Annotated in this window: 36 protein-coding genes and 1 pseudogene; 8 read left to right on the top strand and 29 right to left on the bottom strand. The window is 46.3% G+C overall.

Annotated features, from left to right (window positions below):
* Positions 1 to 43 precede the first annotated feature (43 nt).
* From F0U83_RS00575 to F0U83_RS00460, 24 genes are all read right to left on the bottom strand, one after another.
* The gene (locus F0U83_RS00575; protein WP_138986016.1) at positions 44 to 967 is read right to left on the bottom strand and encodes a quinoprotein relay system zinc metallohydrolase 1; all 924 of its coding nucleotides are present in this window, start codon (positions 965 to 967) and stop codon (positions 44 to 46) included.
* A complete protein-coding gene (locus F0U83_RS00570) occupies positions 964 to 1,740 on the bottom strand; it encodes a quinoprotein dehydrogenase-associated SoxYZ-like carrier (RefSeq protein WP_246077573.1) in 777 nt (258 codons plus the stop codon). Before F0U83_RS00570 ends, F0U83_RS00575 begins: the two co-directional genes overlap by 4 nt.
* Before the next feature lie 33 nt (positions 1,741 to 1,773).
* Complete coding sequence (locus F0U83_RS00565; RefSeq protein WP_138986659.1) at positions 1,774 to 2,685, bottom strand: substrate-binding periplasmic protein; 912 nt, start codon at positions 2,683 to 2,685, stop codon at positions 1,774 to 1,776.
* Positions 2,678 to 3,121, bottom strand: a complete 444-nt coding sequence (pedF, locus tag F0U83_RS00560) for a cytochrome c-550 PedF (RefSeq protein ID WP_138986015.1) — start codon at positions 3,119 to 3,121, stop codon at positions 2,678 to 2,680. Before pedF ends, F0U83_RS00565 begins: the two co-directional genes overlap by 8 nt.
* Before the next feature lie 175 nt (positions 3,122 to 3,296).
* Complete coding sequence (locus F0U83_RS00555; RefSeq protein ID WP_138986014.1) at positions 3,297 to 3,773, bottom strand: LabA-like NYN domain-containing protein; 477 nt, start codon at positions 3,771 to 3,773, stop codon at positions 3,297 to 3,299.
* A 42-nt stretch (positions 3,774 to 3,815) separates the two neighbouring features.
* On the bottom strand, positions 3,816 to 4,394 hold the full coding sequence (locus F0U83_RS00550) for an aspartyl/asparaginyl beta-hydroxylase domain-containing protein (RefSeq protein ID WP_138986013.1): 579 nt from the start codon (positions 4,392 to 4,394) through the stop codon (positions 3,816 to 3,818).
* An 88-nt stretch (positions 4,395 to 4,482) separates the two neighbouring features.
* Positions 4,483 to 6,138 (bottom strand): SulP family inorganic anion transporter, encoded by a 1,656-nt coding sequence (locus F0U83_RS00545; protein WP_138986012.1) that lies wholly within the window; start codon positions 6,136 to 6,138, stop codon positions 4,483 to 4,485.
* A 120-nt stretch (positions 6,139 to 6,258) separates the two neighbouring features.
* Positions 6,259 to 7,002 (bottom strand): SDR family oxidoreductase, encoded by a 744-nt coding sequence (locus tag F0U83_RS00540; protein WP_138986011.1) that lies wholly within the window; start codon positions 7,000 to 7,002, stop codon positions 6,259 to 6,261.
* Between the two features lie 48 nt (positions 7,003 to 7,050).
* On the bottom strand, positions 7,051 to 7,458 hold the full coding sequence (locus F0U83_RS00535; RefSeq protein WP_138986010.1) for a GFA family protein: 408 nt from the start codon (positions 7,456 to 7,458) through the stop codon (positions 7,051 to 7,053).
* 57 nt (positions 7,459 to 7,515) lie between these two features.
* Complete coding sequence (locus tag F0U83_RS00530) at positions 7,516 to 7,893, bottom strand: carboxymuconolactone decarboxylase family protein (protein ID WP_138986009.1); 378 nt, start codon at positions 7,891 to 7,893, stop codon at positions 7,516 to 7,518.
* A gap of 60 nt (positions 7,894 to 7,953) precedes the next feature.
* A complete protein-coding gene (locus tag F0U83_RS00525) occupies positions 7,954 to 8,310 on the bottom strand; it encodes a MerR family transcriptional regulator (RefSeq protein ID WP_138986008.1) in 357 nt (118 codons plus the stop codon).
* Between the two features lie 179 nt (positions 8,311 to 8,489).
* Entirely contained in the window at positions 8,490 to 8,792 is a 303-nt protein-coding gene (locus F0U83_RS00520; RefSeq protein WP_138986007.1) for a DUF1330 domain-containing protein, read from the bottom strand.
* A gap of 106 nt (positions 8,793 to 8,898) precedes the next feature.
* Positions 8,899 to 9,339 carry a GNAT family N-acetyltransferase gene (locus tag F0U83_RS00515; RefSeq protein ID WP_138986006.1) on the bottom strand — a complete coding sequence of 147 codons (441 nt, stop codon included), beginning with the start codon at positions 9,337 to 9,339 and terminating at the stop codon, positions 8,899 to 8,901.
* A 107-nt stretch (positions 9,340 to 9,446) separates the two neighbouring features.
* A complete protein-coding gene (locus tag F0U83_RS00510) occupies positions 9,447 to 9,686 on the bottom strand; it encodes a hypothetical protein (protein ID WP_138986005.1) in 240 nt (79 codons plus the stop codon).
* Between the two features lie 114 nt (positions 9,687 to 9,800).
* The gene (locus tag F0U83_RS00505) at positions 9,801 to 10,379 is read right to left on the bottom strand and encodes a hypothetical protein (protein ID WP_138986004.1); all 579 of its coding nucleotides are present in this window, start codon (positions 10,377 to 10,379) and stop codon (positions 9,801 to 9,803) included.
* 280 nt (positions 10,380 to 10,659) lie between these two features.
* Positions 10,660 to 11,493 (bottom strand): hypothetical protein, encoded by an 834-nt coding sequence (locus F0U83_RS00500; protein WP_138986003.1) that lies wholly within the window; start codon positions 11,491 to 11,493, stop codon positions 10,660 to 10,662.
* A gap of 298 nt (positions 11,494 to 11,791) precedes the next feature.
* Positions 11,792 to 12,073 carry a hypothetical protein gene (locus F0U83_RS00495; protein ID WP_138986002.1) on the bottom strand — a complete coding sequence of 94 codons (282 nt, stop codon included), beginning with the start codon at positions 12,071 to 12,073 and terminating at the stop codon, positions 11,792 to 11,794.
* Between the two features lie 146 nt (positions 12,074 to 12,219).
* Positions 12,220 to 12,513 (bottom strand): hypothetical protein, encoded by a 294-nt coding sequence (locus F0U83_RS00490; RefSeq protein ID WP_138986001.1) that lies wholly within the window; start codon positions 12,511 to 12,513, stop codon positions 12,220 to 12,222.
* A gap of 210 nt (positions 12,514 to 12,723) precedes the next feature.
* Positions 12,724 to 13,005, bottom strand: a complete 282-nt coding sequence (locus F0U83_RS00485) for a hypothetical protein (protein ID WP_138986000.1) — start codon at positions 13,003 to 13,005, stop codon at positions 12,724 to 12,726.
* A gap of 121 nt (positions 13,006 to 13,126) precedes the next feature.
* A complete protein-coding gene (locus F0U83_RS00480; RefSeq protein WP_138985999.1) occupies positions 13,127 to 13,531 on the bottom strand; it encodes a putative signal transducing protein in 405 nt (134 codons plus the stop codon).
* Between the two features lie 210 nt (positions 13,532 to 13,741).
* On the bottom strand, positions 13,742 to 14,023 hold the full coding sequence (locus tag F0U83_RS00475; protein WP_138985998.1) for a hypothetical protein: 282 nt from the start codon (positions 14,021 to 14,023) through the stop codon (positions 13,742 to 13,744).
* A 110-nt stretch (positions 14,024 to 14,133) separates the two neighbouring features.
* The gene (locus F0U83_RS00470; protein ID WP_138985997.1) at positions 14,134 to 14,310 is read right to left on the bottom strand and encodes a DUF2986 domain-containing protein; all 177 of its coding nucleotides are present in this window, start codon (positions 14,308 to 14,310) and stop codon (positions 14,134 to 14,136) included.
* 16 nt (positions 14,311 to 14,326) lie between these two features.
* On the bottom strand, positions 14,327 to 14,494 hold the full coding sequence (locus F0U83_RS16925) for a hypothetical protein (protein ID WP_170221681.1): 168 nt from the start codon (positions 14,492 to 14,494) through the stop codon (positions 14,327 to 14,329).
* Positions 14,495 to 14,784: 290 nt separating this feature from the next.
* The gene (locus F0U83_RS00460) at positions 14,785 to 15,225 is read right to left on the bottom strand and encodes a cupredoxin domain-containing protein (RefSeq protein WP_211343598.1); all 441 of its coding nucleotides are present in this window, start codon (positions 15,223 to 15,225) and stop codon (positions 14,785 to 14,787) included.
* A 162-nt stretch (positions 15,226 to 15,387) separates the two neighbouring features.
* Between F0U83_RS00460 and F0U83_RS00455 the strand changes: the two genes are divergently transcribed.
* From F0U83_RS00455 to F0U83_RS00440, 4 genes are read left to right on the top strand one after another with little or no spacing between them, the layout of a single operon-like run.
* Positions 15,388 to 16,587 (top strand): ABC transporter substrate-binding protein, encoded by a 1,200-nt coding sequence (locus tag F0U83_RS00455; protein WP_138985995.1) that lies wholly within the window; start codon positions 15,388 to 15,390, stop codon positions 16,585 to 16,587.
* Complete coding sequence (locus tag F0U83_RS00450; RefSeq protein ID WP_138985994.1) at positions 16,584 to 17,549, top strand: YVTN family beta-propeller repeat protein; 966 nt, start codon at positions 16,584 to 16,586, stop codon at positions 17,547 to 17,549. The genes F0U83_RS00455 and F0U83_RS00450 overlap by 4 nt, the downstream gene beginning before the upstream one ends.
* Positions 17,549 to 18,280: an ABC transporter ATP-binding protein gene (locus F0U83_RS00445; protein WP_138985993.1), complete on the top strand. Its 732-nt coding sequence runs from the start codon at positions 17,549 to 17,551 to the stop codon at positions 18,278 to 18,280. Before F0U83_RS00450 ends, F0U83_RS00445 begins: the two co-directional genes overlap by 1 nt.
* Positions 18,280 to 19,089, top strand: a complete 810-nt coding sequence (locus F0U83_RS00440; protein ID WP_138985992.1) for an ABC transporter permease — start codon at positions 18,280 to 18,282, stop codon at positions 19,087 to 19,089. Before F0U83_RS00445 ends, F0U83_RS00440 begins: the two co-directional genes overlap by 1 nt.
* Positions 19,090 to 19,098: 9 nt before the next feature.
* Here the strand turns inward: F0U83_RS00440 and F0U83_RS00435 are convergent, their stop codons facing one another.
* Entirely contained in the window at positions 19,099 to 20,550 is a 1,452-nt protein-coding gene (locus F0U83_RS00435; protein ID WP_138985991.1) for a glycosyltransferase family 39 protein, read from the bottom strand.
* A 6-nt stretch (positions 20,551 to 20,556) separates the two neighbouring features.
* Complete coding sequence (locus F0U83_RS00430) at positions 20,557 to 20,724, bottom strand: oxidoreductase-like domain-containing protein (protein WP_138985990.1); 168 nt, start codon at positions 20,722 to 20,724, stop codon at positions 20,557 to 20,559.
* A 75-nt stretch (positions 20,725 to 20,799) separates the two neighbouring features.
* On the opposite strand from F0U83_RS00430, the pseudogene F0U83_RS17375 reads away from it, so the two are divergent.
* Positions 20,800 to 20,941: pseudogene (locus F0U83_RS17375) on the top strand (transposase); the annotation flags it as partial.
* Positions 20,942 to 20,948: 7 nt separating this feature from the next.
* Here the strand turns inward: F0U83_RS17375 and F0U83_RS00425 are convergent.
* From F0U83_RS00425 to F0U83_RS00415, 3 genes are all read right to left on the bottom strand, one after another.
* Entirely contained in the window at positions 20,949 to 21,446 is a 498-nt protein-coding gene (locus tag F0U83_RS00425; protein WP_138985989.1) for a hypothetical protein, read from the bottom strand.
* 195 nt (positions 21,447 to 21,641) lie between these two features.
* Positions 21,642 to 22,343, bottom strand: coding sequence for a helix-turn-helix transcriptional regulator (locus F0U83_RS00420; RefSeq protein WP_138985988.1), 702 nt, complete (start codon positions 22,341 to 22,343; stop codon positions 21,642 to 21,644).
* A 20-nt stretch (positions 22,344 to 22,363) separates the two neighbouring features.
* Positions 22,364 to 22,693, bottom strand: a complete 330-nt coding sequence (locus tag F0U83_RS00415) for a hypothetical protein (protein ID WP_138985987.1) — start codon at positions 22,691 to 22,693, stop codon at positions 22,364 to 22,366.
* 180 nt (positions 22,694 to 22,873) lie between these two features.
* Between F0U83_RS00415 and msrA the strand changes: the two genes are divergently transcribed.
* From msrA to F0U83_RS00400, 3 genes are all read left to right on the top strand, one after another.
* Complete coding sequence (gene msrA / locus F0U83_RS00410; RefSeq protein ID WP_138985986.1) at positions 22,874 to 23,467, top strand: peptide-methionine (S)-S-oxide reductase MsrA; 594 nt, start codon at positions 22,874 to 22,876, stop codon at positions 23,465 to 23,467.
* Positions 23,468 to 23,484: 17 nt separating this feature from the next.
* Entirely contained in the window at positions 23,485 to 24,102 is a 618-nt protein-coding gene (locus F0U83_RS00405) for a LysE family translocator (RefSeq protein WP_138985985.1), read from the top strand.
* Positions 24,103 to 24,216: 114 nt separating this feature from the next.
* On the top strand, positions 24,217 to 24,795 hold the full coding sequence (locus F0U83_RS00400) for a PQQ-dependent catabolism-associated CXXCW motif protein (protein WP_138985984.1): 579 nt from the start codon (positions 24,217 to 24,219) through the stop codon (positions 24,793 to 24,795).
* Positions 24,796 to 24,821: the final 26 nt, after the last annotated feature.

The raw sequence follows: 24,821 nt of genomic DNA, 5'->3' as shown, positions 1-24,821 counted from the left end.
GAAAGCTCTAAAAAGACGCACTGAGCGCCTCACAGATGAAGGGTTAAAACTGTGCAGCTTCGTACTTGGCGTAAAGGTGAAATACCGTGCGAACAAACTCCGATTTTGCCAATGCTATTGTCCTGAATCGCTCATCAATGGGTAAAGACATAACCTCGTTCATACTCAGCCCCTGCTCTGCAGCCTGCTTGAGCGTCGCATCCAACCAGCGAAGATAATCCACCATTTCAGTTATCGATTGATGATCAGCATCCAACGGCCCATGGCCTGGGACAATGCGATCGTATTTCAGCGTAGAAAGGGTTGTCAGATCAGACAACCAGATATCTAAACCGGGCGTATGAGGTGTTGTGAGTGCACGACGGAAAAACACCATATCAGATGCAAACAAAACTCCCGTTGTTTCATCCATCATCACTAAATCAGCCCCACTATGCCCTGTCATTTGGATAAAACGTAGCTTATGGCCACCCACTTGCATATATTCCACGTCCAGTGGCCCACTGGGTAGCTGCACCTCAGTTGACCGCATCCAATCACCGACTAAACGATACATATTTTCCGCAAACGCATTACCGTGTTGCGCAATCTGCTTACCTGTTTCGGGAAGGGACTTGATGGGCACGTCCGCAAAAGCCTGATTACCTAAAAAGTGATCGGGATGATGATGGCTATTTAGCACCAAAATGACCGGTTTATCCGTGATCGCAGCAATGGCTTTACGCATCGCTTCACCATATCGACGGGACGGCCCTGTATCAAAAACAACGACCCCTTCTTCGGTGACAATAAAGGCGGTATTCACGATATTACCGCCGTTTTTCTTGCTGAAATCCTCCGATTTACCCTGCAAGACCCACGTATTTTTCGCGATGCTTTGTGGTTCTAGGTTATACGCAAGCGTTGCAGCATAAGCGGTCGGCACAAAAAACAACCATAAGGCAAAAAGTCTAATCATGACGCTCATAACGCCTCCCCGAGTGGTTGCTCAAACTCATTACCGCTGTTATCCCGCAGCCATAGGTAATGGCTCTCTTGGGTGTTGAGGACGTCAAAGGTAAATACCGGATTCTCACTCACCGGCTGGGACAATTCCATGCGCACCAAGGCTTCTCCACCAGCAGTGCGTAATTCCAGCTGTTGCAGATAAAACTCAGGGATAGCATCCACCAGCCCGGTATCCATCGGATGGATCACCTTAATTTTATAGCGGCCCAAGGCCTCACGCTGAAACCTCTTGGCACTGATCTCTCCGAGGTGGCTTTCCCAATAAGGACTAGCGTTTGCAACACTCGGCGTTGTACAACCACCGCCGGCGGCATCCAGCAAGGCACCGCCAATATGCCAAATACCTGATTTCAAAAGCACAGCCGCACGTATAGGCGTAGCTTGTTGTACTTTAATTCTTAGAGAAACTGATGGGCGCACCCCCGTTAGAGGATAGTAGGTGTATACATGTTGAATAGGATTTAAATCAGCCCACACAACGATTTTTTCGATACCCTGATCCGACAGGGCGGAGGCATCTACCGCGATAGGAACTTGTGTGGGATCTTCCGCAAAGGGGGGCACGGACACTTTAATGTTGTCATCAAAACGATAGGAAGCTTCACCGATAAAGATTTTCCGCAGATAATCCCACATCGGCGAATTGAGCGGATCATTCGCCGCCAAAGCGGTAGACGCCAAACTTAAACCGCTAACAAGCACAAATGATCTCAAAAGATTCGCGAACATCATCCTGCCTCCTTTGCATGGGAACTCCCATGAAGTTTATTGAGCGACCTGATACAGGCCCGGCAGCTCATATGTCACGCCATAGCGCCCAATCAGCTGCGACATGGCGCCTGAACGCACCATACCATCGACAACTTCCTCAATAGCGTAACCCAACTGCCGGTAAGTACTTTTGACCGCCATACCCACATCCCACTTCTGTTTACCCATGGATGGGAAACCATTTTCGGCCACCTGAAAACGGTCATTTTGGGCGGCAAATAAGAGATTATCGATCTCAGAGCGCATCGCCATAACAGCATCCACTTCACCAGACTGCATCGCCGTAAACGCAAGACGTGCGTTGGTGTAATGCTTTACATGCTTACGCATACGCCCTTGAAACGCCGATGTGAGATAAAAATCCGGCAAGCTATCAATTTCAACACCAATAGGGTGATACTGAAAAACCGCCATGGTAGATACCGACTCTATTTTTTGACGATCGAAAGCAACTCGCCAAGATTCACGCTGGTAAGGGCCGAACATCACCACCTGCTCATTCACCACCTCTCCCGTTTGCACATCTTGACGGTGGGCGAACTCTTTATCATAAGGAACACGCATCATGACATCAGCAACACGCTTCATCGCCAATGGGTTTTCTGCATCCTTATCGAGGTAATGCCCCTTCCAAACGTTATTGCGAAGATCATCTTCAAGGTTTTCATCGGGCGTAATCCAGTGCAACTGCATGGCCAAGCCCATCTGCTTGGCAATCGCTGCCCCCAGCTCGACATCAATGCCCTTAGGCTGCTCATTTTCAAGATAGGAAAAAGGCGGAAAGTCTCGATAAACCCCCACAATCAAAATGCCGGAATCAATTACATCATCATAGGCACGAGCAGCCACTTGCCCGCTCATGAGCAGGCAAACGACACTTAACAGAAGAGCATTGAGCTTATTCATCAACACTCAAGGACTCCAGCCACGTACGTATAGACCATAACGCCTCCTGACTTAGGTAATCAGCCATTTTCGGCATATACACAGCACCATCACGCACTGCACCGTTAACCACGCGATACTGGTACCACTCATCACCTTCAAGACCTGGCTCTAACATACGAAGGTCAGGTGCGATACCGCCTGAGATACCTTCTAAACCGTGACAGCGTGCACAGTTTTGATTGTAAGCCGAAGCGCCGACCTTAATAGCCAACTCATTATTCTCATACGGCGGACGATAGGGATTTTCATCACGCCATTCTTCACCCAGTGCTTCCAGCCCAGTTGTATCAACACCCTGAGGCGTCACATCACCATGCGCCGCAGCCTGTGTTGAAAGACCCGCGCAGAACAAGAGTGCTGCTGTCGATGTCAGGAGTTTGTTTTTCAGAAACATTGGATTCACCCGTTTATTGTTATGACGACTTAAACACGGCCACATAGAGAGCCGGTGGAGATTAAGTCAAATGATGAATCACTCAAAGCATTACAAAAATTGTACTTTGGCGCGCAAAAACTGCTCCCTTGGTAGTAGTTTTTAAGCGCAAGAAGGGGCGGGACGTACCAATTAGCTAACTCAATAGCAGATCGGCATCAATGGGGAAAAACGTGCTAGCGGCATTCGAGAGCGAAGTTGCTGTCAGCTGAGGAACGCCATAAACCTCAACGGTCTTGCCTTTATCTATACGAAGCTTATTTACCAACAGGTCGAAATCGCCATCGCCCGATACAAGAATCACAATATCCGCTTGTTCAGCGTACTCCATGGCATCAAGCGTAATACCCACATCCCAATCGCCTTTTGCTGAACCATCTGAGCGCTGAATAAAGGGCTTTAACTTGACTTCGAACCCAATAGCCCGAAGGATATTCTGAAATTCACGCTGCTTTTTATCACCCCGGTCTATCGCATAGGCAAACGCTTTAACGACCGTTCTATCAGCGGTCGCTTTCAACCAGAACTTATTGTAGTCAAAGCTGCGCCCATAGGCTTGCCTAGCGGTGTAATAGACGTTTTGCACATCGACAAAAAGAGCAACTTTCTTCATCAAAATATATCCATTAGAACTGGCATAGTTCAGCCTTGCGCTTTAGGGCTTGCTAGATATCCCAACACGCAAACAGTCATCGAGCCAATCGTTCCATACCACGTCAATAGAGACATTAATACGCTCGTGCACACTATTGTTATGTACTGAATGCCGTTCGCTTAATTTCATGTACCATAGCTCACCAGGCTTCATTGGAACTTCTGTTCCATTTAGCAAAAAAAGCACATGTTCATCAGAAAACACAGGTAGAGTTAAGCGGACAATATCTTGATGAATGGCATCTAGCATGGGGTCCGTATGCTCTTTTAATTCAGCACCAGCCTCCAAACGCATCAAACGGACACTCTTAATCTCTGCTTTAATCCCAGCCAAAACCTCTTGAAGGTACAAACAACCTTTGAGCATCGGCTCCGTTGTCCAGTCATGTTCAGCAGGCTCAGTCACATCACTCACCAATAGCACGGGGCTATAGTAAACATAAAACTGCTGCGTCAGACTGGATGTTATGTCATGTACATCCCGCTTCAGCCGTTCCGCATCATATCGTCTATCAAGTCGAATCCGGTCTGGCAAAGTACTTATGCGATGTTTATCCGAATAGATGGAAGTAGGGGCCATTACTAGGTGTCCTAAATCAGAATTTCAATTGAAAATAAGTTCGAGCAAATTCATGCATAAGCGCCTATTACAAATAACAGCATGTTGATTACGCGTTAGCCTCAAGGTAAGCAAGCGCCGCTTGCAACGCTTGTTCACGAGATGCGCAATCATGCCCCTCTGGAATCAAGTCCATCATCTGGAACTTATCGAGTTGCTCGCGGGTACGCTCATTCGGGCATAATAAGAAAACTTCGCAGCTTACATCCCTTGCATCCTTAATCGCATTCTCTAAGGCTAGGCCCACCGTGACATCGATCATCGGCACATCACTCAAGTCCAAAATCATGACATCATAGTCCGCAATACTCGCATGCTGGCGCGAAATCGCCTTGGAAACACTGAATATCATCGGCCCTGACAAATAGAAAAACAGGACTTTGCCCTGTGCCCTATCGAGCATAGCCCGTTCATCGCTTGTCAGCGGTACACTGTTATTATCCGAGTCACTGATAGCCTTAACCTGGCGCGTTTGCTCACGGCTAAGTTTCTCAATAATAATGATGTTGGAGATAAACACCCCAAGCCCCACCGCTGCGATCAAATCGACAAACACCGTCAGCAGCATAACCCCATACATAATCGCCATACCGGGCAAGCTGACTTTATGTGCTCGCTGAATAAAGCTCCAATCCAGAATATTGAACCCGACATAGACCGCGATACCCGCTAACACCGCCATAGGAATCGGCTCTGTTAAACCACCGGCGATTAACACTACGACCGCCAACACCAGCGCACGCACAATGCCCGACACGGGTGAGCGCGCACCCACCTGAATATTCGTTACGGTGCCCATGGTCGCCCCTGCACCAGGAAGCGCACCAAATAGGCCGGAAATCATGTTCGCCAGCCCTTGCCCACGCAACTCTTTATCAGAATCATGTTCTTTACGAGTTAATGAGTCGCCAATCACGGCAGTAAGCAAGGTATCAATACAGCCTAACGTACCTAGCACCAATGCATCGATGACCATCGTGGTGAACATCTCTGCGCTAAAATGCGGTAAGACTAACGAGGGGAGGCCTGACGGGATTTCGCCAATGCGGCGGATGCTGTCTGTATCAAAAACCGCCACAGATAGTAGCGTAACGGCCACTAGCGCGACCAACTGTGCTGGTACGTATTTACGGTACTGCTTAGGAAAGAAAAACAATACACCCAATGTCAGTGCACCTAACAGCAGCTCACTCCACTGCATATTAGCAGCCGTGTCAGGGAGCGCCGATAACGTGCCGATAACGCCACCGGGGGGTGCCGGCGAACCCAGCAACGGGGAAAGCTGGAGTATTATTAGAATCACGCCAATGCCCGACATAAAACCCGACACCACACTATAAGGCATTAACGTGACATACTTACCCAGCTTTAGCGTACCCAGCAGCATCTGGAAAGCGCCCGCCATCATTACCACCGTAAAGGCCATCGCCATACCGGTCTCGGGGTATTTCGCCATCATGCTGGTTAGGATCGCCGTCATAATGACGGTCATCGGTCCGGTTGGCTCAGAGATAAGCGTTGTAGAGCCACCAAAAAGCGCAGCAAAAAAGCCGACCATAATGGCGCCCCACAGGCCCGCCTCTGCTCCAGCCCCAGAAGCCACACCAAACGCTAGCGCTAATGGCAAAGAGATAATCGCCGTGGTAACACCACCGAAAATATCACCCTTCAAATCAAACGCGGCAAAACGCTGATCAGCTAACAACGAACACCCCCAATGGTTGTGAGAAAAAGTTTTAAAAGGATGGCCCAAAATCGTGCAAAGATAACACAATAGACGCCGTCGCCGACAGGATTATAGGGTTGTGATTAGCCTTTATCCTCCTCATCTGCCGCCAGATACATCATATAACGCGCCACAGACATAACTGGATTTTTCACTAATCAGCCACATGATTAACTCTGCCACCTCTTCAGCGGTACCCGCACGTTCTAAAGGAATAAATTTTGCCAACCTGTCAGCTCTTTGCGCATCACCGGTATGAATATGCATGTCGGTATTAATCAACCCAGGGCGAACAGCATTTACCCGAATACCGTATCTAGCGACCTCTTTAGCAAGACCAACGGTCAGCGTATCAATTGCGCCCTTTGACGCGGCATATTCGACAAACTCATTGGGCGAACCCAAGCTGGCGGCCATCGAAGAAACATTAACAATACAGCCCCCATTACCACCATGCCGATGACTCATCCGTTTAACCGCCTCCCTTGAGCAAAGAAAGCTACCAAAAACATTTATTGTGAACACCGTGTTCAACTGCTCTAGCGTTGTAGACTCAAAGTCATGAATAGTGGATATAACACCTGCACTATTGATAAGCGCCCCTAACGTGCCAATTTTATCGACCTCAGCGAAGAGATGACTGACCCCTTCTTCTGTCGATATATCTGCTTTAACTAAATAGGCTGTACCGCCTTTACTAGTGATTTTTTCTTTAACAGCGAGCGCCGCTTGCTCATTAGTTCGGTAGTTGATCACAACATCCGCATCGTTTTCTGCAATAAGCTCAGCTGCCGCTGCACCGATTCCGGAACTTCCTCCGGTAATAAGCACTAATGGTCTCATTTAACCTCCTGTTCTTTAATGGGTCACAACATGAAAGGTGTCATGCATCTATTCATTTCGCCCCTCAGCAAAAGCCGGCACATTAGATGGCAGCTCACACCAATTGGGCTTATACGCGGTATAGATTTGCGCATCTATCTTGACGGGAATATCCTCATCAAATGCAGCGATAGCCAGCTCCATATCGCTTGACTCAGCACCTCTCACGCGAAACCCCAAACTAGAACCACACTGCGAACAAAACGTTCTCACCGTACCATTAGGCGCAACAAACTCCTTAAGCAAATGTTCGCCCGAAAGCCAGTGTAGATCAGTAACATCCACCAGCGTCCCAAATGCAGCGCCATGAAATTTACGGCACATGGAGCAATAACAATTCGCCGCTTTCTCACTAAACCCACTGACCGAAAACTTAACGCCCCCGCACAAGCAAGAACCTGTATAAACTTTACTCATTTCGCGTTTTTCCCCCTTAAACAGAAAACATTACCCTGTAAAACGCTGTAGGTTACATTATGACTTTCTTTCAAGAAGCACGTCTTTAAAGGCAAACATACCGTTTAAAGCCGCAGGAAAGCCTGCATAAACAGCCATTTGCAAAATAACTTCTTTTATCTCTGATTCACTACAACCCACATTAAGCGCTGCGTTCAAATGAACTTTGAGTTGAGGCGCGCAGTTGCCTAACGCAGTTAATGCCGCAACCGTCGCGATTTCGCGAGACTTTAAATCCAAACCGGTACGGGCATAAATATCACCAAAAGGAAACTCAATCGTATACTTTGCTAAATCTGGACAGATATCCTGCAAGCTTTCGATAACCTTTTGTCCTGCTTCGCCATCAATACTTGTAAGTCGCTCAAGTCCGGTATCAAAACGTGATTTTTCCATGAAAATGCTCCTGCATATGATAAGTACAGGCACACCCTACAAGTTAGAGTTAACACGAAGTCAACGAACTTTTCCTTTTTTATAAAGATTGATCTTCTCTTCCAAGGCAGCAAGATGGGACTGTTGCAGTGCAATGTGGGCTTTTAAGTGCCCTTGGTGCTGCTCCAGCAACACTTGGCGCTGCGACACCGACTCAGCCCCCTCCTCCCTTAATCTCGCATATGCCAGAATTCCTTCGAGGGGCATTGCTGTTTCTTTGAGCCGCTTCACAAACTCAATCCACTTTAAATCTTTTGTAGAATACACCCGATGCCCACTGCTATTGCGCTGGACATTCTTGAGTAACCCTATTTTTTCATAGTATCGAAGCGTATGAGGGGACAAGCCAACCAAGCTAGAAAAATCTTTTATATTCATAAGGCTAGACCTTGGAATCACTTGAGCTATTTGTTTGAGAGGATGTGTCTCTAGCTATTCTAAAGTGAATCAGTGCCACCTGATCACCATTGTAATCAATACGTTGTCAGTGCCGTAGGCACCGCATACCACCTTAAACACTAAGCGCAACACATTGCGCGTCATCCCTAAACCGTTTGTTAAGTGTCTTTTTCGTAGCCCGAAAGAATCGTAATGTGGGATACAGACACGTCAAAGAATTGAGCTTTTACCTTTAAATATTCAGTATCGGAAAAGAACTTTTCCGCGGTAGTTTTATTTGGGAAATGAATCGTAAAAACTCGATTAATAGGCGTATCAACCTCTGAAAGTAGAACCTCAGAAACCACAAAATCAAAGCCGAAGCCGCCACCATAAGAAGTCAGAATGGGTTTCATACCCTCTCGATAATCTGAATATGCGTCATTATCTGAAACCTCCAGACCAACTAAGAATTCATACATTTTTAACCTCTTATGTTACTAACTGAATGGACACCAACGCCGCCAGCATAGGCAAGCAACGTGTTGAGAGTCCAGCACACGAAGTGTGCGATTTTGGCTGACCTTGTTAAGCATCGAACCTCGCTTGATAACCAGTCTTACTGCCTATAAAGCCTGCTGATTCGTAGAAATGCAGTGTTTCCGGTTTTTGGGACCCTGTCATAAGTGCAACTTTGTAGCAGCCATATTCCTGACAATATTTCTTTGCAAAGGCAAGCAAGGCTTTGCCTATACCCCTATTTCTCTCAGTGGATGTGACCACAACATTCTCAATAATTGCATAGGGTCTTCCAGACCAGCTGAGATTCGGACAGATGTTGATGGTACAGGTGCCCACTAGAGCTTCTCCAAAGAACGCGCCAACCACACAACCTCCTCCACCATTAATCCCGGAGTAGATTTCTTCAAGACTTGCGTCATCGGGCCACGGGACGCGCTTTCGGTTAAACTCATCTATCAGAATGAGAACTGACTTGATCTCATCCAATTTTACTTTGCGTACTTCCATGATTCTCCGACCGGATACTGGTGTTACCCATAAAAAGTAGACAGTTATCAGGCTGCGAAGCAGCTGAAAAGCAGTCCCAGCCACGCAGTGGCAACAACAGCCGCTTGTTAAATGTTCTTTTCAGATCTCAGTTTATATGGCCACAACAACCAGGCTGATGCCATGCCACAGGAAAATAACAACACACCCCATGGCCCTCCAAACGCTGGCGCTCTAAAGTCTGTCACCAAGTCCACAAGATTAAAGACGAAAGAGAAAAAACCATAGTTCAAAAATATAAGCAACAATGTCCCTCTAATTCCATTTCCGAGCACTAACTTTCTCAATTCAGAATTAATGTCTTTCATAGATGCCTCCTCCTGAGGATATTTAACGCCGCATTAACGGGCCGGAAAAACTCGTAGCGTGTTGAAGGTCCGAGCCAGCTTGCAAGCTGAAGTTGAACGCCTTGTTAGCGATTTTCATAACTTTCCTTGTTGGGATAATTCTTGCGCCATATGAACAATAAACTTCATATCAGCAAGCTCCCAAGGAAGCATTGTTAGCTTTCCTGAGCTGCTGATTGACGCGGATGTTACAACATCTGGTGCTCGATGACTGCTTATCAAGAACACCCAAGCAAGACCACCAAATACAAAACGGTACGCTTGGTGGCCAGCAAGTTTGGTACGTGTAGGTTGCACTATGAGTGCCTCTTGTACCTCACCTTCATGGATAATCGGTGACAAAATAAACGGGTATTCGTACTCTTTACCTGATTCTCCGTTGAACACCATTTTTCGTAGTGTTTCTTCATGAGGGCCGAGCGTAACTTGATCAAAAACATCTAAGCTTGAAACACTGGCACGCCATAAAATTGAGAGAGCAAAAAGTTTGAAGATATTATAATCAATACCCTCAAGATGAATTAAACGGCCCTCGCGTCTAACCGTAAGTTCCAAACCACCGTTAAGAACTAAACTTGCATATCTTTCATATTTGGATAGTTTTTGCTCGCATTCACCACAGAGCAGGAACTCTCTAACACCCTTCTGAGACAAAGTGTTTTTCTGATTTTCATCAACAGATATCTTGTGAAACCTATGCTTTTCATCATATAAGGCCGAATATAAAAACTCCGGAATAATATGAGAGTTTCTTAACAGGCTCCCAGTTTTGCACAAACGACACGGCACCATACTTTCCGCTAACGCCCTGTTAAGGTGTGAGCAACGCAATACAAAAGACGCCGCATACCACCTTAATCACCTAAATCACCTAAATCAACGCACAGTAAAAATGCCACGCGTTGCGAATCACTCTTAAACAGATTGTTAGCCATCAACTTAAAGCGCTGCTCTTAACCAAACATTTGATAGTCCTGGTACTCAAAAACTTTCGAATTGAACTTAGAGTTGAATCCTCTAATCCCGGAGCTAGTACGACCTCATCTAAAATTTGAGCCCAGTTAATCGGTACTCTGCAAAGTGGGAAACCTTGGGGCTTAGCTACATTCTGGGCAACCCAGTCATTCGAGCTTGGATCGTAAGAATATAACAACCTAACTTCTTGTTCACTCTCAAAGCAATTCCTGAGTGCCATTAGAGAAAGAACAGCCCCCTGACCTAACGAATCCAAATGGTGCTCATAATGGGTTTGTTTAAAGTACTGAACCAGATCATCTGCATCATAATAGTTCACCTTACCTATGTAATGATGAAGCATGAAAAAATTGTCGTCTAGTGACATCAAGGCATTAAGAAGTTTTCTTGGCGTGCTCTTTATCCTTACAGCTTCTCTCCCGTAAGAAAAAGCCTGCCAGTTTGAAGAGCGCTCAACATCATCATAAGTCCAAGATAATCCGTAGAAATCATCCACGATCCCAGCTAGAGTTAATTTTTCGCCTGTTACCTCTTCTGTATATTCTACTTGTAATAAGGGATTTTCATAATCATCCCCCCAAGTTTCCTTGCACGCTTTGACATGGGTTAACACATTATTACTAACGTCAGCATATAAATGTTGCAGTTCCATTACTCTATATATTGGTGTGTCTAGATCGACATCAAAGGCATTTTGCTCAATATAAAGAGGTTTCATTTGTTGTTTTGATTGCCCTTGAAAATCTGCTTCTCGAATCTTTTGTACAATATCTAAGTTTTTCTTTAAGTACATTTCCCCTCCTGATGGCTAACAGTTTAGTATACGGATTCCATCTATTGGGGCCACCTATTGGCACCTCCAACACTTCCTTCTAAATATTAACTTACTGATTTAGCTCACTTTTCATTTTTATGCAAACCGTTTTTCACCAATAGGTGGACACAATACATGGTCAGTTTGCAAATAAGTGCAGGATAATGCTACATAGACGGAAAAATACTGATATAAAAACAGAACACAAGAAGACTCAAGCGGGGAGTTTAGCCTTACGGGAGGCTGGCACCTCCCGGCTGTTGGGGCGTAAGAAGCGTTACAGTAACGCTTCTTTTGAGTTGGTTGGCTCTAGTGCAAAAACAACTGAGCTGGATGCGCTGCTTGCAGTAAGCGTTTGACCATCCGCTAGGTGCGCTTCAACCGAGTTACCTAAATCAGCCAATGGGTTGCTGATAGGTGTATAGCTATGCGAGTGAGTAGCACCTTGCGCTAGATTGGATTCGGTCGCTTGTGCACCCACATCGTTCAGTGGGTTAGCAAAAGCTTGTGATGCAAAAAGAGCAGTTGTGATCAAAGTTGCGTTCAGTAAAGTTTTCATAATCTGTATTCCTTAATTCGTTGTGTTGATGGGTGTACTTTAAAACCCAAAACTGAAACGAAACTGAAATAAGAAAAGCTTTTTACTATTTTTTATTATATATAACGACGGAGCATAAATCGGGCTGTTATCAACATCTAAAAGTATCACAGATCAATATTTATTCCGCCGTCATTACTACGAAATATCCGTATCACAAAGCGAACTATCCAGACTAATATATCTATTGGCAACTCTATGATAATTTCCAGCATATCGAGAAAACGATTATCTTGCTCTCTATAGCCATGCCTTTTACTTGGCCATATAAAATACGCTGCCATGAAGCAACCTATCGCCGCAATAAGATCTCCCCAATCAAATGCTCCAATGAGTGAGACAACAAGCGTAACACCTACAATAAAAATAAGGGTCGCTATTAACTCCCTTAGCATTTCCATTACTAACCCGCTCTCCTTAGGCTACACAATAAGGTCGGTACCATTATACGTCACTTTGTATTATTGAGAGGGAAACACCAAAAATATTGAGAGCAAATAGGCTAAAAAGGGCAGCTTTGATAGATTTTAGAATTGTGTAAGGCGTAAGAGGCAGACAAGGCGATAGCTTACGGGAGGCTGGCACCTCCCGGCTGTTGGGACAAAGAAGCGTTACAGTAACGCTTCTTTTGAGTTGGTTGGCTCTAGTGCAAATACCGTTGGGCTGGATGCGCTGCTTGCAATAATCGTTTGGCCATCCGCTAAGTGCGCTTCAACCGAGTTACCTAAATTAGCCAATGGGTTGCTGGCAGGTGTGTAGTTTTGCGTGTGAGCTGCACCTTGCGCTAGGTTGGATTCTGTTGCCTGCGCACCCAAATCATTAAGTGGGTTAGCAAAGGCTTGTGATGCGAAAAGAGCTGTAGTGATCAAAGTAGCGTTCAGTAAAGTTTTCATGATCTATATTCCTTAATTCGTTGTGTTGATGGGTGTACTTTAAAACCCAAAACTGAAACGAAACTGAAATAAGAAAACCTTTTTAAACTATTTATGATCTACACGTAGATACTATAGCCAATTAAAGCGTCTTACTAAACGCTCCACACTGATTACACATATAACCTTGCTGGTAAAAGAACAAAGGGAAACCCAGCAAAATGAAAACAAGAAATGCTGAACGCTTTCCTTTGGTATAGGCGGCTATATCACTGCTACCACAATGTGGGCACACATCTATGTGTCCTTCTACCGCATCATCGGCGTTTTCAAAACATTGCGAGAAATCCTCACCCAGTATTTCACTGGCTTGATTGGCATCTTCTTCGGCAACCATTAATCGGACACCGCCGAGGGCATCGGAATAGAGCCATTGTGCATTTACCGTATGTTCATCGGCAATAAAGCTTTCAATACCCGCACTTGCTAAGTTAGCTTTGGCTATATGCGCTTCGTAGGGAAAAGAAAACCTAGCTACAACAACCATATACTTCTCCTGAGGCTGTATAACGCTTTGTAAATCTAAAAGGCTATAACCTTCGACAGTTCTACAAAAAATCGTTCCAGATAATCCCAAGATCACCGTCACGTATGTGAGATGCAAACTAAAATCGTGGAGGGTAAGTGGTAGGTAGGTCTAATCAGTGGATAGCTTACGGGAGGCTGGCACCTCCCGGCTGTTGGAGCAGAAGAAGCGTTACAGTAACGCTTCTTTTGAGTTAGTTGGCTCTAGAGCAAAGACAACTGAGCTGGGTGCGCTGCTTGCAGTAATCGTTTGACCATCTGCTAGGTGTGCTTCAACCGAGTTACCTAAATCAGATAGCGGGTTGCTGGCAGGTGTGTAGTTTTGCGTGTGAGCTGCACCTTGCGCTAGGTTGGTTTCAGTTGCCTGCGCACCCAAGTCATCAAGTGGGTTAGCAAAAGCTTGTGATGCGAAAAGAGCTGTAGTGATCAAAGTTGCGTTCAGTAAAGTTTTCATGATCTGTATTCCTTAATTCGTTGTGTTGATGGGTGTACTTTAAAACCCAAAACTGAAACGAAACTGAAATAAGAAAACTTTTTTTAACTCTTTTTCGCTATATGAGATTTCTACTCAATAGCCTCGGCTACCGCACCATGTTCATCCATCTGGCTTGGCTCAGCCGTTGCTAACAGGGCTCGATCCGCTTTGCTGATATATTTAGGCTTACTTTTGGGTGCTAGTTTCGCCTTAGCTTTTTTAGCACGGGCTTTTAGGATCTGATTACCTTTTTTACGACGATTCAAAATACCTACCTTTTAACTATCTACGGGGTTTGAGCGCTTCGCGGGTGCCAACTTGCTCTCGTGTTGATGCGGGCGCACCCCATGCATTCACCAGATTGCCCAACAGCATCAGCGCACCGCCAAGCATAATAGCAAATTCAAAGTGCTCTTGATAAAGCAACATACCGAGCATCGCTTCTACCATACAATAATGTGCTGATAATGCAGATAGCGCGATCAATTTGCGCGCGTCAGTGTTTCTTTTAACGCGATTGATGCAAAGATGGCCGTCCAGATGGGTACAGTAAACTCCAGTGCAAACACTTCGGCCAGCGACAGCAGCCCAATACCTAAGAACCAGCCATACTGCCCAGCAAGGTGGAAGCTATTGCGAAAAGCATGTAGCCCAAGCGATCGCGTGCATAGGGCTATCTCAATAGGTCACAAACCTACTGATTTACCGTAGTCTGATGTGTTTTACAAATTAATCCGGCATCAACGGACGTTAAATACGCCTTCCATGCCTTTTTCTTCCAAACCTTCGGCATAGAATTCAAATGCACCCGGCTTGATCGGTACGAAGTAGATCTCAGCCTCACCCTCTTGCTCAAACTCTAGCTCAGTGAGCATTACCGCTTTGATTTCCATATCTCCTGCCTCAACTTTTCTTAAAAAAATGGAGGTGAAAAACTCAGGGGCTTTAAGAGCGTACTCCGTTTGCCCACTGGAAATAATCTTAAGTTTGTAAGATTTACCGGTTTCTAATTCATACTGCTTTTGCGAGAGCAAGTAGCGATTGTCTTCTGTGCCAAGTACCAGATCAGGCAATTTTTCTGGTCGACGGGTTAAATCTCCCTCAGCCAAAACAGGCATTGACGCAGCAAGAGTTGCGCCCATTAATAAAGTGGCAGCCGTGAAATGACGCATAGCACGCATGATGTTCTCCTGATTTGAAATTTGCAGTCCATCAATCATGCATAACCAATAGGGCGCTCAAACATACTACTTCAGAACTAATTGATTCGTACTTTCTTCATATTCCGCACATCCACAGAAGACCTTAAGCTGGACAATTCATCATAATAAAAATAGACGCTTATGAAACCACGTAACTTAGCTGGGGGTTTACTGCTCAGCCTTCTAAGTCTACCCATCTGTGCTGCACCGCTGGAGATGGAGGTCGCTTTTATCAAGCTGCAGCAAGATAGAGGCCCGGTTCTCTCCAATATTCTTCCCGAGCCTAAAGACGCTGGCTTACGCGGTGCCGAATTAGGTATAGCGGACAGCAATACCACAGGCCGGTTTCTGAAACACCACTACACACTCTCTATCACCGAAAGCGATCAGTGGGAGTCATTAGCGGCCCAAGCTCAGCAGCTCTACGCTGACGGCATTCGCGTGTTTGTGGCAGACATGCCAAGTACTGCCTTACAACAGCTTTCCTCATTGCTAGGTGAGGATGTTTTGATTTTTAACAGTGCAGCCAAAGACGACGCGTTGCGCACCGATATATGCCTCAACAATACATTGCACAGTATGCCTAGCCGCGCAATGCTCGCCGATGCATTAGGTCAATGGCTTAAAAGCAAACGGTTAACTAAATGGTTAATGATCACCGGTGCAACGGAGGACGACAAAGCCTACTCCGCTGCATTAAAGCGCGCAGCAAAACGCTTTGGTCATAAAATTGTTGATGAAAAGCAGTGGAGCTTTGATACCGATCTTCGCAGGACAGCACAAAAAGAGATGCCGCTATTCACTCAAGGAAAAGATTACGATGTCGTAGTGGTTGCCGATGAGCGTGGCGACTTTGGTGAGTATGTTCTCTACAACACTTGGCTACCTCGACCGGTCGTTGGCACTCAGGGGTTAACACCCGTTACATGGCATCGTGTGGTGGAACAATGGGGCGCAGCCCAGCTACAGAGCCGCTTTGATAGACTCGCAGGGCGCTGGATGAACAACGAAGATTACGCCGCCTGGGCAGCCGTTCGCTCTGTGGCAGAAGCGGTAACACGTACCAACAGTAACGATGTAAATACCCTCAAAGCTTATCTAATGTCCGATAAGTTTGAACTAGCCGGTTTTAAAGGTCGTAAATTGACATACCGTGAATGGAACGGCCAGCTACGCCAAACTATTCCACTCATACACCCGCGCTCTTTGGTTTCCCAATCACCTCAAGAAGGTTTTTTACACCCTGTATCCGAACTGGATACCTTGGGATATGACCAGCCTGAAAGCCACTGCAATTTACAACCTCTCTTCACCTCTATGAAAAAAGGCAATGGATCATGAAAGTACGTCGACTTATCTCATCTGCAACACTCTGTCTTCTACCGACGCTATTACATGCAGAGGTTGCCTATGTTTCAAACGAAAAAGATGACACCCTGTCTGTTATCGATTTAAAAACATTTGAAGTGACCCATACCCTATCCGTGGGGGAACGCCCTCGCGGGATTATTCTTTCTAAGGATCAGAGCAAGCTGTACATCTGCGCTTCTGACTCCGATACGGTTCAGGTGATGGACTTGGCAACACATACCATCGTCAAAGAGTTACCCTCGGGTGAAGACCCTGAGCAATTCGCCCTGCACCCCAATGATAGGCACCTGTATATCGCCAACGAAGACGATGCCTTAGCAACGGTTGTCGACACCGAAACCAACGAGGTTCTGGCACAGATCGATGTGGGAGTAGAACCAGAGGGGATGGCTGTCAGCTATAACGGCAAAATTGCCGTCAATACCAGTGAAACCACCAATATGGTGCATTGGATCGATACCACAACCATGCAGCTGTACGATAATACGCTGGTTGACCAACGCCCACGCCATGTTGAATTCAGCAAAGATGACTCAACCCTTTGGGCCAGCTCAGAGATTGGTGGGACGGTCTCTGTGATCGATGTCGAAAGCCGTACCATCCTTCACAAAATCAATTTCCAGATCAAAGGGGTTCACCCAGATAAAGTACAGCCGGTAGGCGTTAAGCTGTCAGACGATGGAAAATATGCCTTTGTCGCACTCGGTCCGGCCAATCATGTTGCCGTTGTCGATACAAAAACGTATGAAGTGCTCGACTATATTTTGGTAGGCCGCCGTGTTTGGCATATGGCATTTAACAGTGACCAATCACTCCTGCTCACCACAAACGGTATCAGCGGTGATGTAACGGTTATCGATGTCGCCAAAATGAAGGCGATTAAATCGATTAAAGTGGGCCGTTATCCTTGGGGTATCGTGGTGAAATCCTAATGAGCATTCGGGTCGAGCAGGTCAGTTTTCACTATGGCAAAAAAGCGGCACTAAACAATGTCAGCTTCGCCTTAGAAACAGGACAGTTCGCAGCACTGCTCGGTCCTAATGGAGCCGGTAAAAGCACGCTGTTTGCCTTACTGACTCGACTCTACGCTCAGCAATCAGGAGAAATTTTTCTGCGGGAACTCGCTCTCAATCAGCATCCTACTGCCGTGATGCAGAAATTGGGGGTCGTGTTCCAACAGAGCACGCTGGATTTGGATCTCACTGTTCAGCAAAACCTGTCTTATCATGCCGCACTGCATGGACTCTCAGGAAAAGCCGCCAAAGGGCGCATACAACAGGAATTAGAACGGCTGCAAATGCTCGCCAGAGCTGATGAAAAAGTCCGCGCTCTGAATGGTGGCCATCGTCGTCGGGTTGAGATTGCTCGGGCGCTGCTGCACCAACCGGAGGTTTTACTCTTGGATGAGCCCACCACAGGGCTTGACCCTCAAAGCCGAAGCGCACTCAATCAGCATATACGTCAGCTATGCCATGAAACACAACTGACTGTCCTTTGGGCCACACACTTGATAGAAGAGATCACACTGGAAGATCGCGTTTTATTACTTCACCAAGGTCGTCTGCTATCGTCTGCTACAGGCCATAGTCTGTGCGAGCTATCCCAGCAGGATTCACTCTCAAAGGCTTTTAATACTCTGACCTGCGACGGGGCCAGCTACTGATGAAACTATCTACACGCCATTACTGGCAATGCTTCAGCGGCATTTTGGTACGCGAATATTTGCGCTTCATCCAGCAACGTACTCGTTTTCTTAGCGCACTGATTCGCCCTCTATTATGGCTGATTGTGTTTGCTGCAGGTTTTAGAGCCGCACTGGGCATCGCCATCATCGAACCCTACGATACTTATATCACCTACGAGGTTTATATCGCACCCGGGCTGTGTTGTATGATTTTGCTGTTCAACGGTATGCAAAGCTCATTGTCGATGGTCTATGACCGGGAGATGGGGAGCATGCGTGTTTTGTTGATGAGTCCACTGCCTCGCTGGTTTCTACTTAGCAGTAAGTTGATTGCAACGGCGTTGGTGTCGCTACTACAAGTATATGCGTTTTTACTCATCGCCTTGTTGGTGGATGTTGAGCCACCTTTGCTTGGCTATTTAACGGTTCTGCCTGCGCTTATTTTAGTCGCTTTGATGCTAGGGGCGATTGGCTTGTTTATCTCTTCATGGATTAAACAACTGGAAAACTTTGCGGGGGTGATGAACTTTGTGATCTTCCCTATGTTTTTTCTCTCTTCTGCACTCTATCCCCTTTGGAAAATGCAGGAAGCCAGTGAGTGGTTGTTCTGGATCTGTTCCGTTAACCCCTTCACCTACGCCGTCGAGCTGGTTCGCCATGCGCTCTACATGAAGCTCGACGGCACAGCTCTTGCCATCACGGGCGTGTCAACGCTGGTGTTCTCTGCACTCGCTATTCGGGGCTTTAACCCCCAACGCGCCGCTTCAACCGGCAAAAAGCCGGGATAACCATCTCATTTAGGGCAGATCAATCTGGCTCCAATAGAGCGTATGCGACCTTGTAGCTGAGAAATAATACGGCGCTTCCAGTGCCTCGAAATTAAGCTCCTGCACATCGATACCATGTTTCGTCAGTAGCCAAGAGGCAAAATCATCACGGCTACAATCCTGAGTTTCGCACAGTACAACGGCTGAGCCCGTTACCGTGCTATCAGCCATCATGCGGTCAGGAGTAAACACCTCAGTTCCCTTAAAAGCGTTACGCATATTACCGCCAATGAAGGTGGTCTCAGCAAAGAGGCTCCCTGATATATCGACCTGTTGTTCTAAGCGCTGACTGAGCACCTCATAGGGTATATTTTGGCGAGTATAACGACCAAACTCTTCAGCAAATACCACTCTAAGGCTCAGCACGCTCCCTATCAGTATTGCGAAAAACGCGGCCAACCCAACGTAAAGATGTAATCCTTTTGTTGTCGGTTTATATAACATCGCCACCAACAACGGCATAAAAAAGAGCATAGGCTGGAACCAACGATCTTTTATCTCTTGTGCACCCGTCAGTCCAACAAAAACAGTGACGAGCAAAAGGATCATAATCGGCAACCATAGGACAAACCGCTGCTCTTCAATACAACCAACAACCTCTCGCCGCTCATCTCGAATCAGTAACAAAGAAAACAGCCATAACGGGCTAAGAAAAGCCAATGCTGAGATATACGCCTGCCCAACACCGGTAAAGAAGCTCCCCTCCCCAGCTTTCAGTTTTTGCATACTGCCCAAAACAATATCCAGATGCTGTGAAACCCAGTAATAATGAGGGCTAATCACGATAGCCGTGATGAGTATGGAAAGCGCAATTCTGCGATTAAAGATAACGTCACGATACCCTTTTACGAGTAATCCCGTAAGCAGTAACGCCCCCGCAAAAACTGAAAAATTATATTTACTTAACAGCCCAAGCCCTACCAATAAGCCCAAACATCCATAGCCGGCTAATGTGGCGTTTTTTCTTAACCAAAGCACCTGTAACAAAGTTGCGGCTGATAACGCGGTCGCTAAGGTAGAGTGGGTTAAATCACGCTGAGATTCCCAACTAATTTGAGGAATAAACAGGAAGGAGCATACCAAAATCAGCTGCTGCCAATAGGCTAACGCAAACAGCCGGGCTATTTGCGCCACTATCACGACAATAGACGATAAAATAACAGCTTTGAGTACGAGCAGTACCGTTAAGCTTGGCCCAGTTATGGCGAAAATCAGTTTCGTTAACCAGGTATAGAGAGGCGGCTGGGTGTTATAACCTAAGCGATACTCCTGACTTAACACCAACTGTTCAGCTTGGTCTAAATCCGCTGTGCCAGACACCATGAGTTGCAGCACCTGAACGAGCAGCAAGTAAAGAAACACCGCCCCGAGTATGTACCAAAACTGACGATGACTGCATGGGGTGTTATTTATAGCCAACATTCAGGCTTATTCCTTAGGTTGCGCACCTTCGCCTGATGGGCTTTCTTGCTCTTTTCGCGCTTTTTCAGCGGCTTGCCACTCTTTTAAGTCTTCGTAGTAGGTATCCCATACACAGGGATCACATCCACTTTCACAACAATCGTATTCCCCAGGTGGTTGAGGTTTATCAGCCATCTTTCTACCTTAACTAAAACAAAATATGCACTATTCTAGCACACTCGGCCATATGACCAATGCTAGGGAGTATGCGATGAAAGACAAGGCTTGATACATAGCTTCACCACCACGGGAGCGAATGAACACGACTTGAATCAGCTGGCAGAATCCTTCATGGCGTGAGTCATTTGTATCGGCAGACTCAGGCTATCGCAGCGTAGAAAGGCGCAAAGAAAAAAAGGTCACTTAAGCCCACCTAGAATTGATGCCTTAAGGTTTTGGTGGCGCATGTATATATCCAGCACAGGAAATACAAATAGAGACGTGATTGCGGTTATCAAAGCAATGCCAAAGGTCAGACTAGTGTGTCCGAAAGCTTCATCAAACAACTTTGCATCGGCCGTGTATGAGTGCATGGAGAGGACTGCGATAATGCCAAAGGTCACACGAATAAGAGTAAAAGGAAGCGACGGCGAAAGGTGTGGAGCAGAATCAAGTCCGTTTTCTTTTCCTTTCTTTATGACAGATTTCTTCCAGTAATTCATCGGGAAGTAGTTGAAAAGTAAACCGCTCGACACTGCAAGAATGAGGAGTGTTAACGGGTTTTGTCCAATAAGACCGTCGAAGTACTCTATCCCTTTGAGGTAAGAACCAGACGCTAAGCCAGCAATCACCGCAAAAAATGTAGATTGAATTGAATGAGGTTTTTTTGAGCGAGTACTTTCAGCTTTCTTGGACATAACAACATTCCTTGTTGGCTATTGATCAAATTGTGCGCTAACTTTAGCAGCAACAAATATTAAGTAAAAGCCCTGACTTTGATGAAAGTCAAGTCGGGCGATACTGGGGAGATGATTCCGGTATTTACTTTAAAGAAGGGCGATTGTTGAATAACGGAAGTCAGAGCAAAGTTGACTGACTTGCTCGTAGTATCCCTAGGCTTGCTCTTCACATCGCTTAGTTTGCAATGCAAGGTAATGCTGCAAGCTTAACGTACTGGAGGTCGTAAAGTGGCGCTCCAAGATGGTCAGCGCCACGATACGATCTAAACGAAACATCCGATACGCCTCTCTAAGCTCACACCAAGCCACCAGTGTCCATGTGCGCCCCCAATACACCAAACCCAACGGCCAGATATGCCTTACGGAGGCAGCCCTATCCTCGCGCCGATAACTCAACTCGAGAACCGACTGAGACTTAATAGCCGCTCGAAGTTCGCGGCTATAAGGAGCACTTTGATCCCGATAAAAGTCGGGCACAATCAGCCACTCGGGTCTAATGGTGTGTTCATGGTGTTGCCGTTCAGGTAATACGGCGCGAATCTTATTCAATGCACTATCTGCCGCCCGACCAAGCGACTCATCACTCCAACCTTGGACCATCCGCACACCCAAGAGTAATGCCTCCAGCTCATCCAGATCAAACATAATGGGAGGAAGGTTAAAGCTAGTGTGTAAACGATAACCCACTCCCGTTTCAGCTTCGATAGGAACACCCGAAAGCGACAACGCCTGTATATCTCGATAAACGGTTCTTTCAGATACCTGTAGACGCTCAGCCAAGTCTTTTGCCGTTATCACGGTGCGACGACCTCGCAAAAGGGTCAGTATCTGGAACAGGCGCTCCGCTTTTCTCATGTGTTTTTATCCGCTGTTGATCATGCGCTTTGGTTACTGGCCTCACACGCCATCGTCGATGTTAACACCGGCATATGTCGAACAACGCAGGTATTTTCATCAATTAATGTACATAAAGCTTTACCTGCAGGATGCTCCATAAACACGGCCGATCCCGCATGAGCGGCCTGCATATTTTCCCAATAGATGATATCAAACCAATTACCTTTTCCATCATGGCTTTGTGAGCGGTACTGGAAACCGGCTTGTGTCTCTAAAAGAGTATTAATCCCTTCGCAAGTTTTAGCTACATCCATTTCTGTAAAGCCTTCTGCTAATCTAAATGTCACGACTTCGACTACACCTGTCATCTTGGTTACTCCTCTTGTTTAATGGAGTACTTAGCTTACAGACCAGCTACTGACAGCATGGTGTCAGTAGCCTTAACATTTTTTGCGATACTTTTGTGACCTCTTTACCCCATTGGGCTGCCATACTTAGGGATACATTTTGAACACAGGCAAATTTAAGCCTAATTACCGGAGAGACCGATGAAACCCACTTCACTACTCTTAATACTGATGGGCTTATTCTCTTTTACGACGCAGGTATCTGCTGATAAGGCGGTCTTTGCAGGGGGATGTTTCTGGTGTATGGAGTCTGACTTTGAAAAGCTGGAGGGAGTCACTGATGTCATTTCTGGCTTTACCGGCGGCACTCTAAAAAACCCCACCTATAACGGCAACCACGAGGGCCATTACGAAGCGGTGGAGATAACTTATGATCCAAGCATCGTTAGCTATAGCGAGTTGTTGGCACACTTTTGGGTAAATATTGATCCGTTCGATGATAAAGGGCAATTCTGTGATAAAGGCTACAGCTATTTGAGTGCCATTTTTGTTGCCAATAGTGAAGAAAAGCAGCTAGCCGAAGCCTCCAAAGCACAGGTAACAACTCAGTTCCCTAATCAAGCCGTTGTAACACCCATTCTTTCTGCATCTACCTTCTATCCAATCCAAGGCAATGAGAGTTATCATCAGGACTATTACAAAAACAATCCCGTTCGCTATAAGTACTATCGCTGGAACTGTGGCCGCGATCAGCGCTTAAAAGCTATCTGGGGTGATAAAGCCACCCAAAAATAATGAAGGTGTGAATAACTATGTCCTTAGAGAGCGCAATTACCTTCTTCATTGCTATTTTTATCTTTGGAATTACACCAGGTCCTGGGGTTTTTGCCATTTTAGCCAAAGGGATGACAGAGGGCGCACGGGCGTGTGTCCTCTTAGCGCTCGGTATGACCATCAGCGATATTATCTACTTAGTACTGGCTTGTTTTGGACTTGCCGCCATCGCGGAGCATTGGGGCGAGCTGTTCACTGTAATCCGCTTAGCAGGAGCGGCTTATCTTTGCTATTTAGGCTGGAAGCTTTGGACCTCGCCGATTAATTTAGACGATACTCCCATTGAGAAACATCCGCGACATGGACTGATGAGCTTTGTGCAGGGTTTTCTTATCTCGGCATCAAACCCAAAAGTGATTCTATTTTATATCGCATTTTTGCCGACCTTTATGGATCTGACCATCCTGAACCCACAAGATATTGTGCTGGCCGCAGCGCTAACATTAGTGGCACTCATGCTCGGCTTAATGCTGATTGCTAAGATGGCCTCCGCTGCACGGCGGATGTTCCGCTCTCACCGTGCTATGCAAAACCTTAACCGCACCGCAGGCTCAATCATGGTCGGTGCCGGGGTTTACTTAGCCAGCCGTCATTAACCCCATCAAACGGTCAAAAACCAGTACTTTAGTACTGGTTTTTTCGCTCCATGGTAGGATTCATCCATTCACTTTGACGCGGTGTAATAACTGATGTCAAAAAGGTGAAATAAGATGAAAAAAATCGCCGTTTGGCTCTGCTTACTTTTTTCAGGAGCGCTGCTGGCTCAAAGTGGGCCCAACAATCACTGGTTACAAGCATTTGAAGATAGCAGTGAGTTGTTCTCTATTGACGGATACCGGTTGTTCCGATACCGAAGTCCAACCCCGCCAAGCCATGATCAGGCAGAGACACTCAGTACGGTACAACTGCTTGAGTTGCAAAAAACAACACCTAAACCAGTGCTGCTGGATGTACAGCCTCTGATATGGAAAAACGGCCTCTTTATTGAGAAGGAGCCAAGGCTGCATATTCCAGGCAGCATATGGACACCCAATGTTGGCCAAGGCGAGTTAGACCCCGCTTGGGAAACCTATTTTCGCCACAATCTGGAGAAGCTAACAGCTAACAATCCAGACTTCCCGGTTGTGATATATTGCACAGCAGATTGTTGGATGTCTTGGAACGCGGTTAAGCGGGCGGCACAGTGGGGTTATTCTCAGCTCTATTGGTATCGAGACGGATCAGATGGCTGGCAAGAAGCAGATCAAGTATTGGTCAAGGGGAAACCAGAACCCTTTACCTTGGAATAGTCGTGGCCGGATGCCCAACAACAATA

The organism is Neptunomonas concharum, from assembly GCF_008630635.1.
GTDB lineage: Bacteria > Pseudomonadota > Gammaproteobacteria > Pseudomonadales > Balneatricaceae > Neptunomonas > Neptunomonas concharum.
The sequence above is the reverse complement of the archived record's forward strand: the minus strand, read 5'-3'. Positions and strand labels throughout refer to the sequence as shown.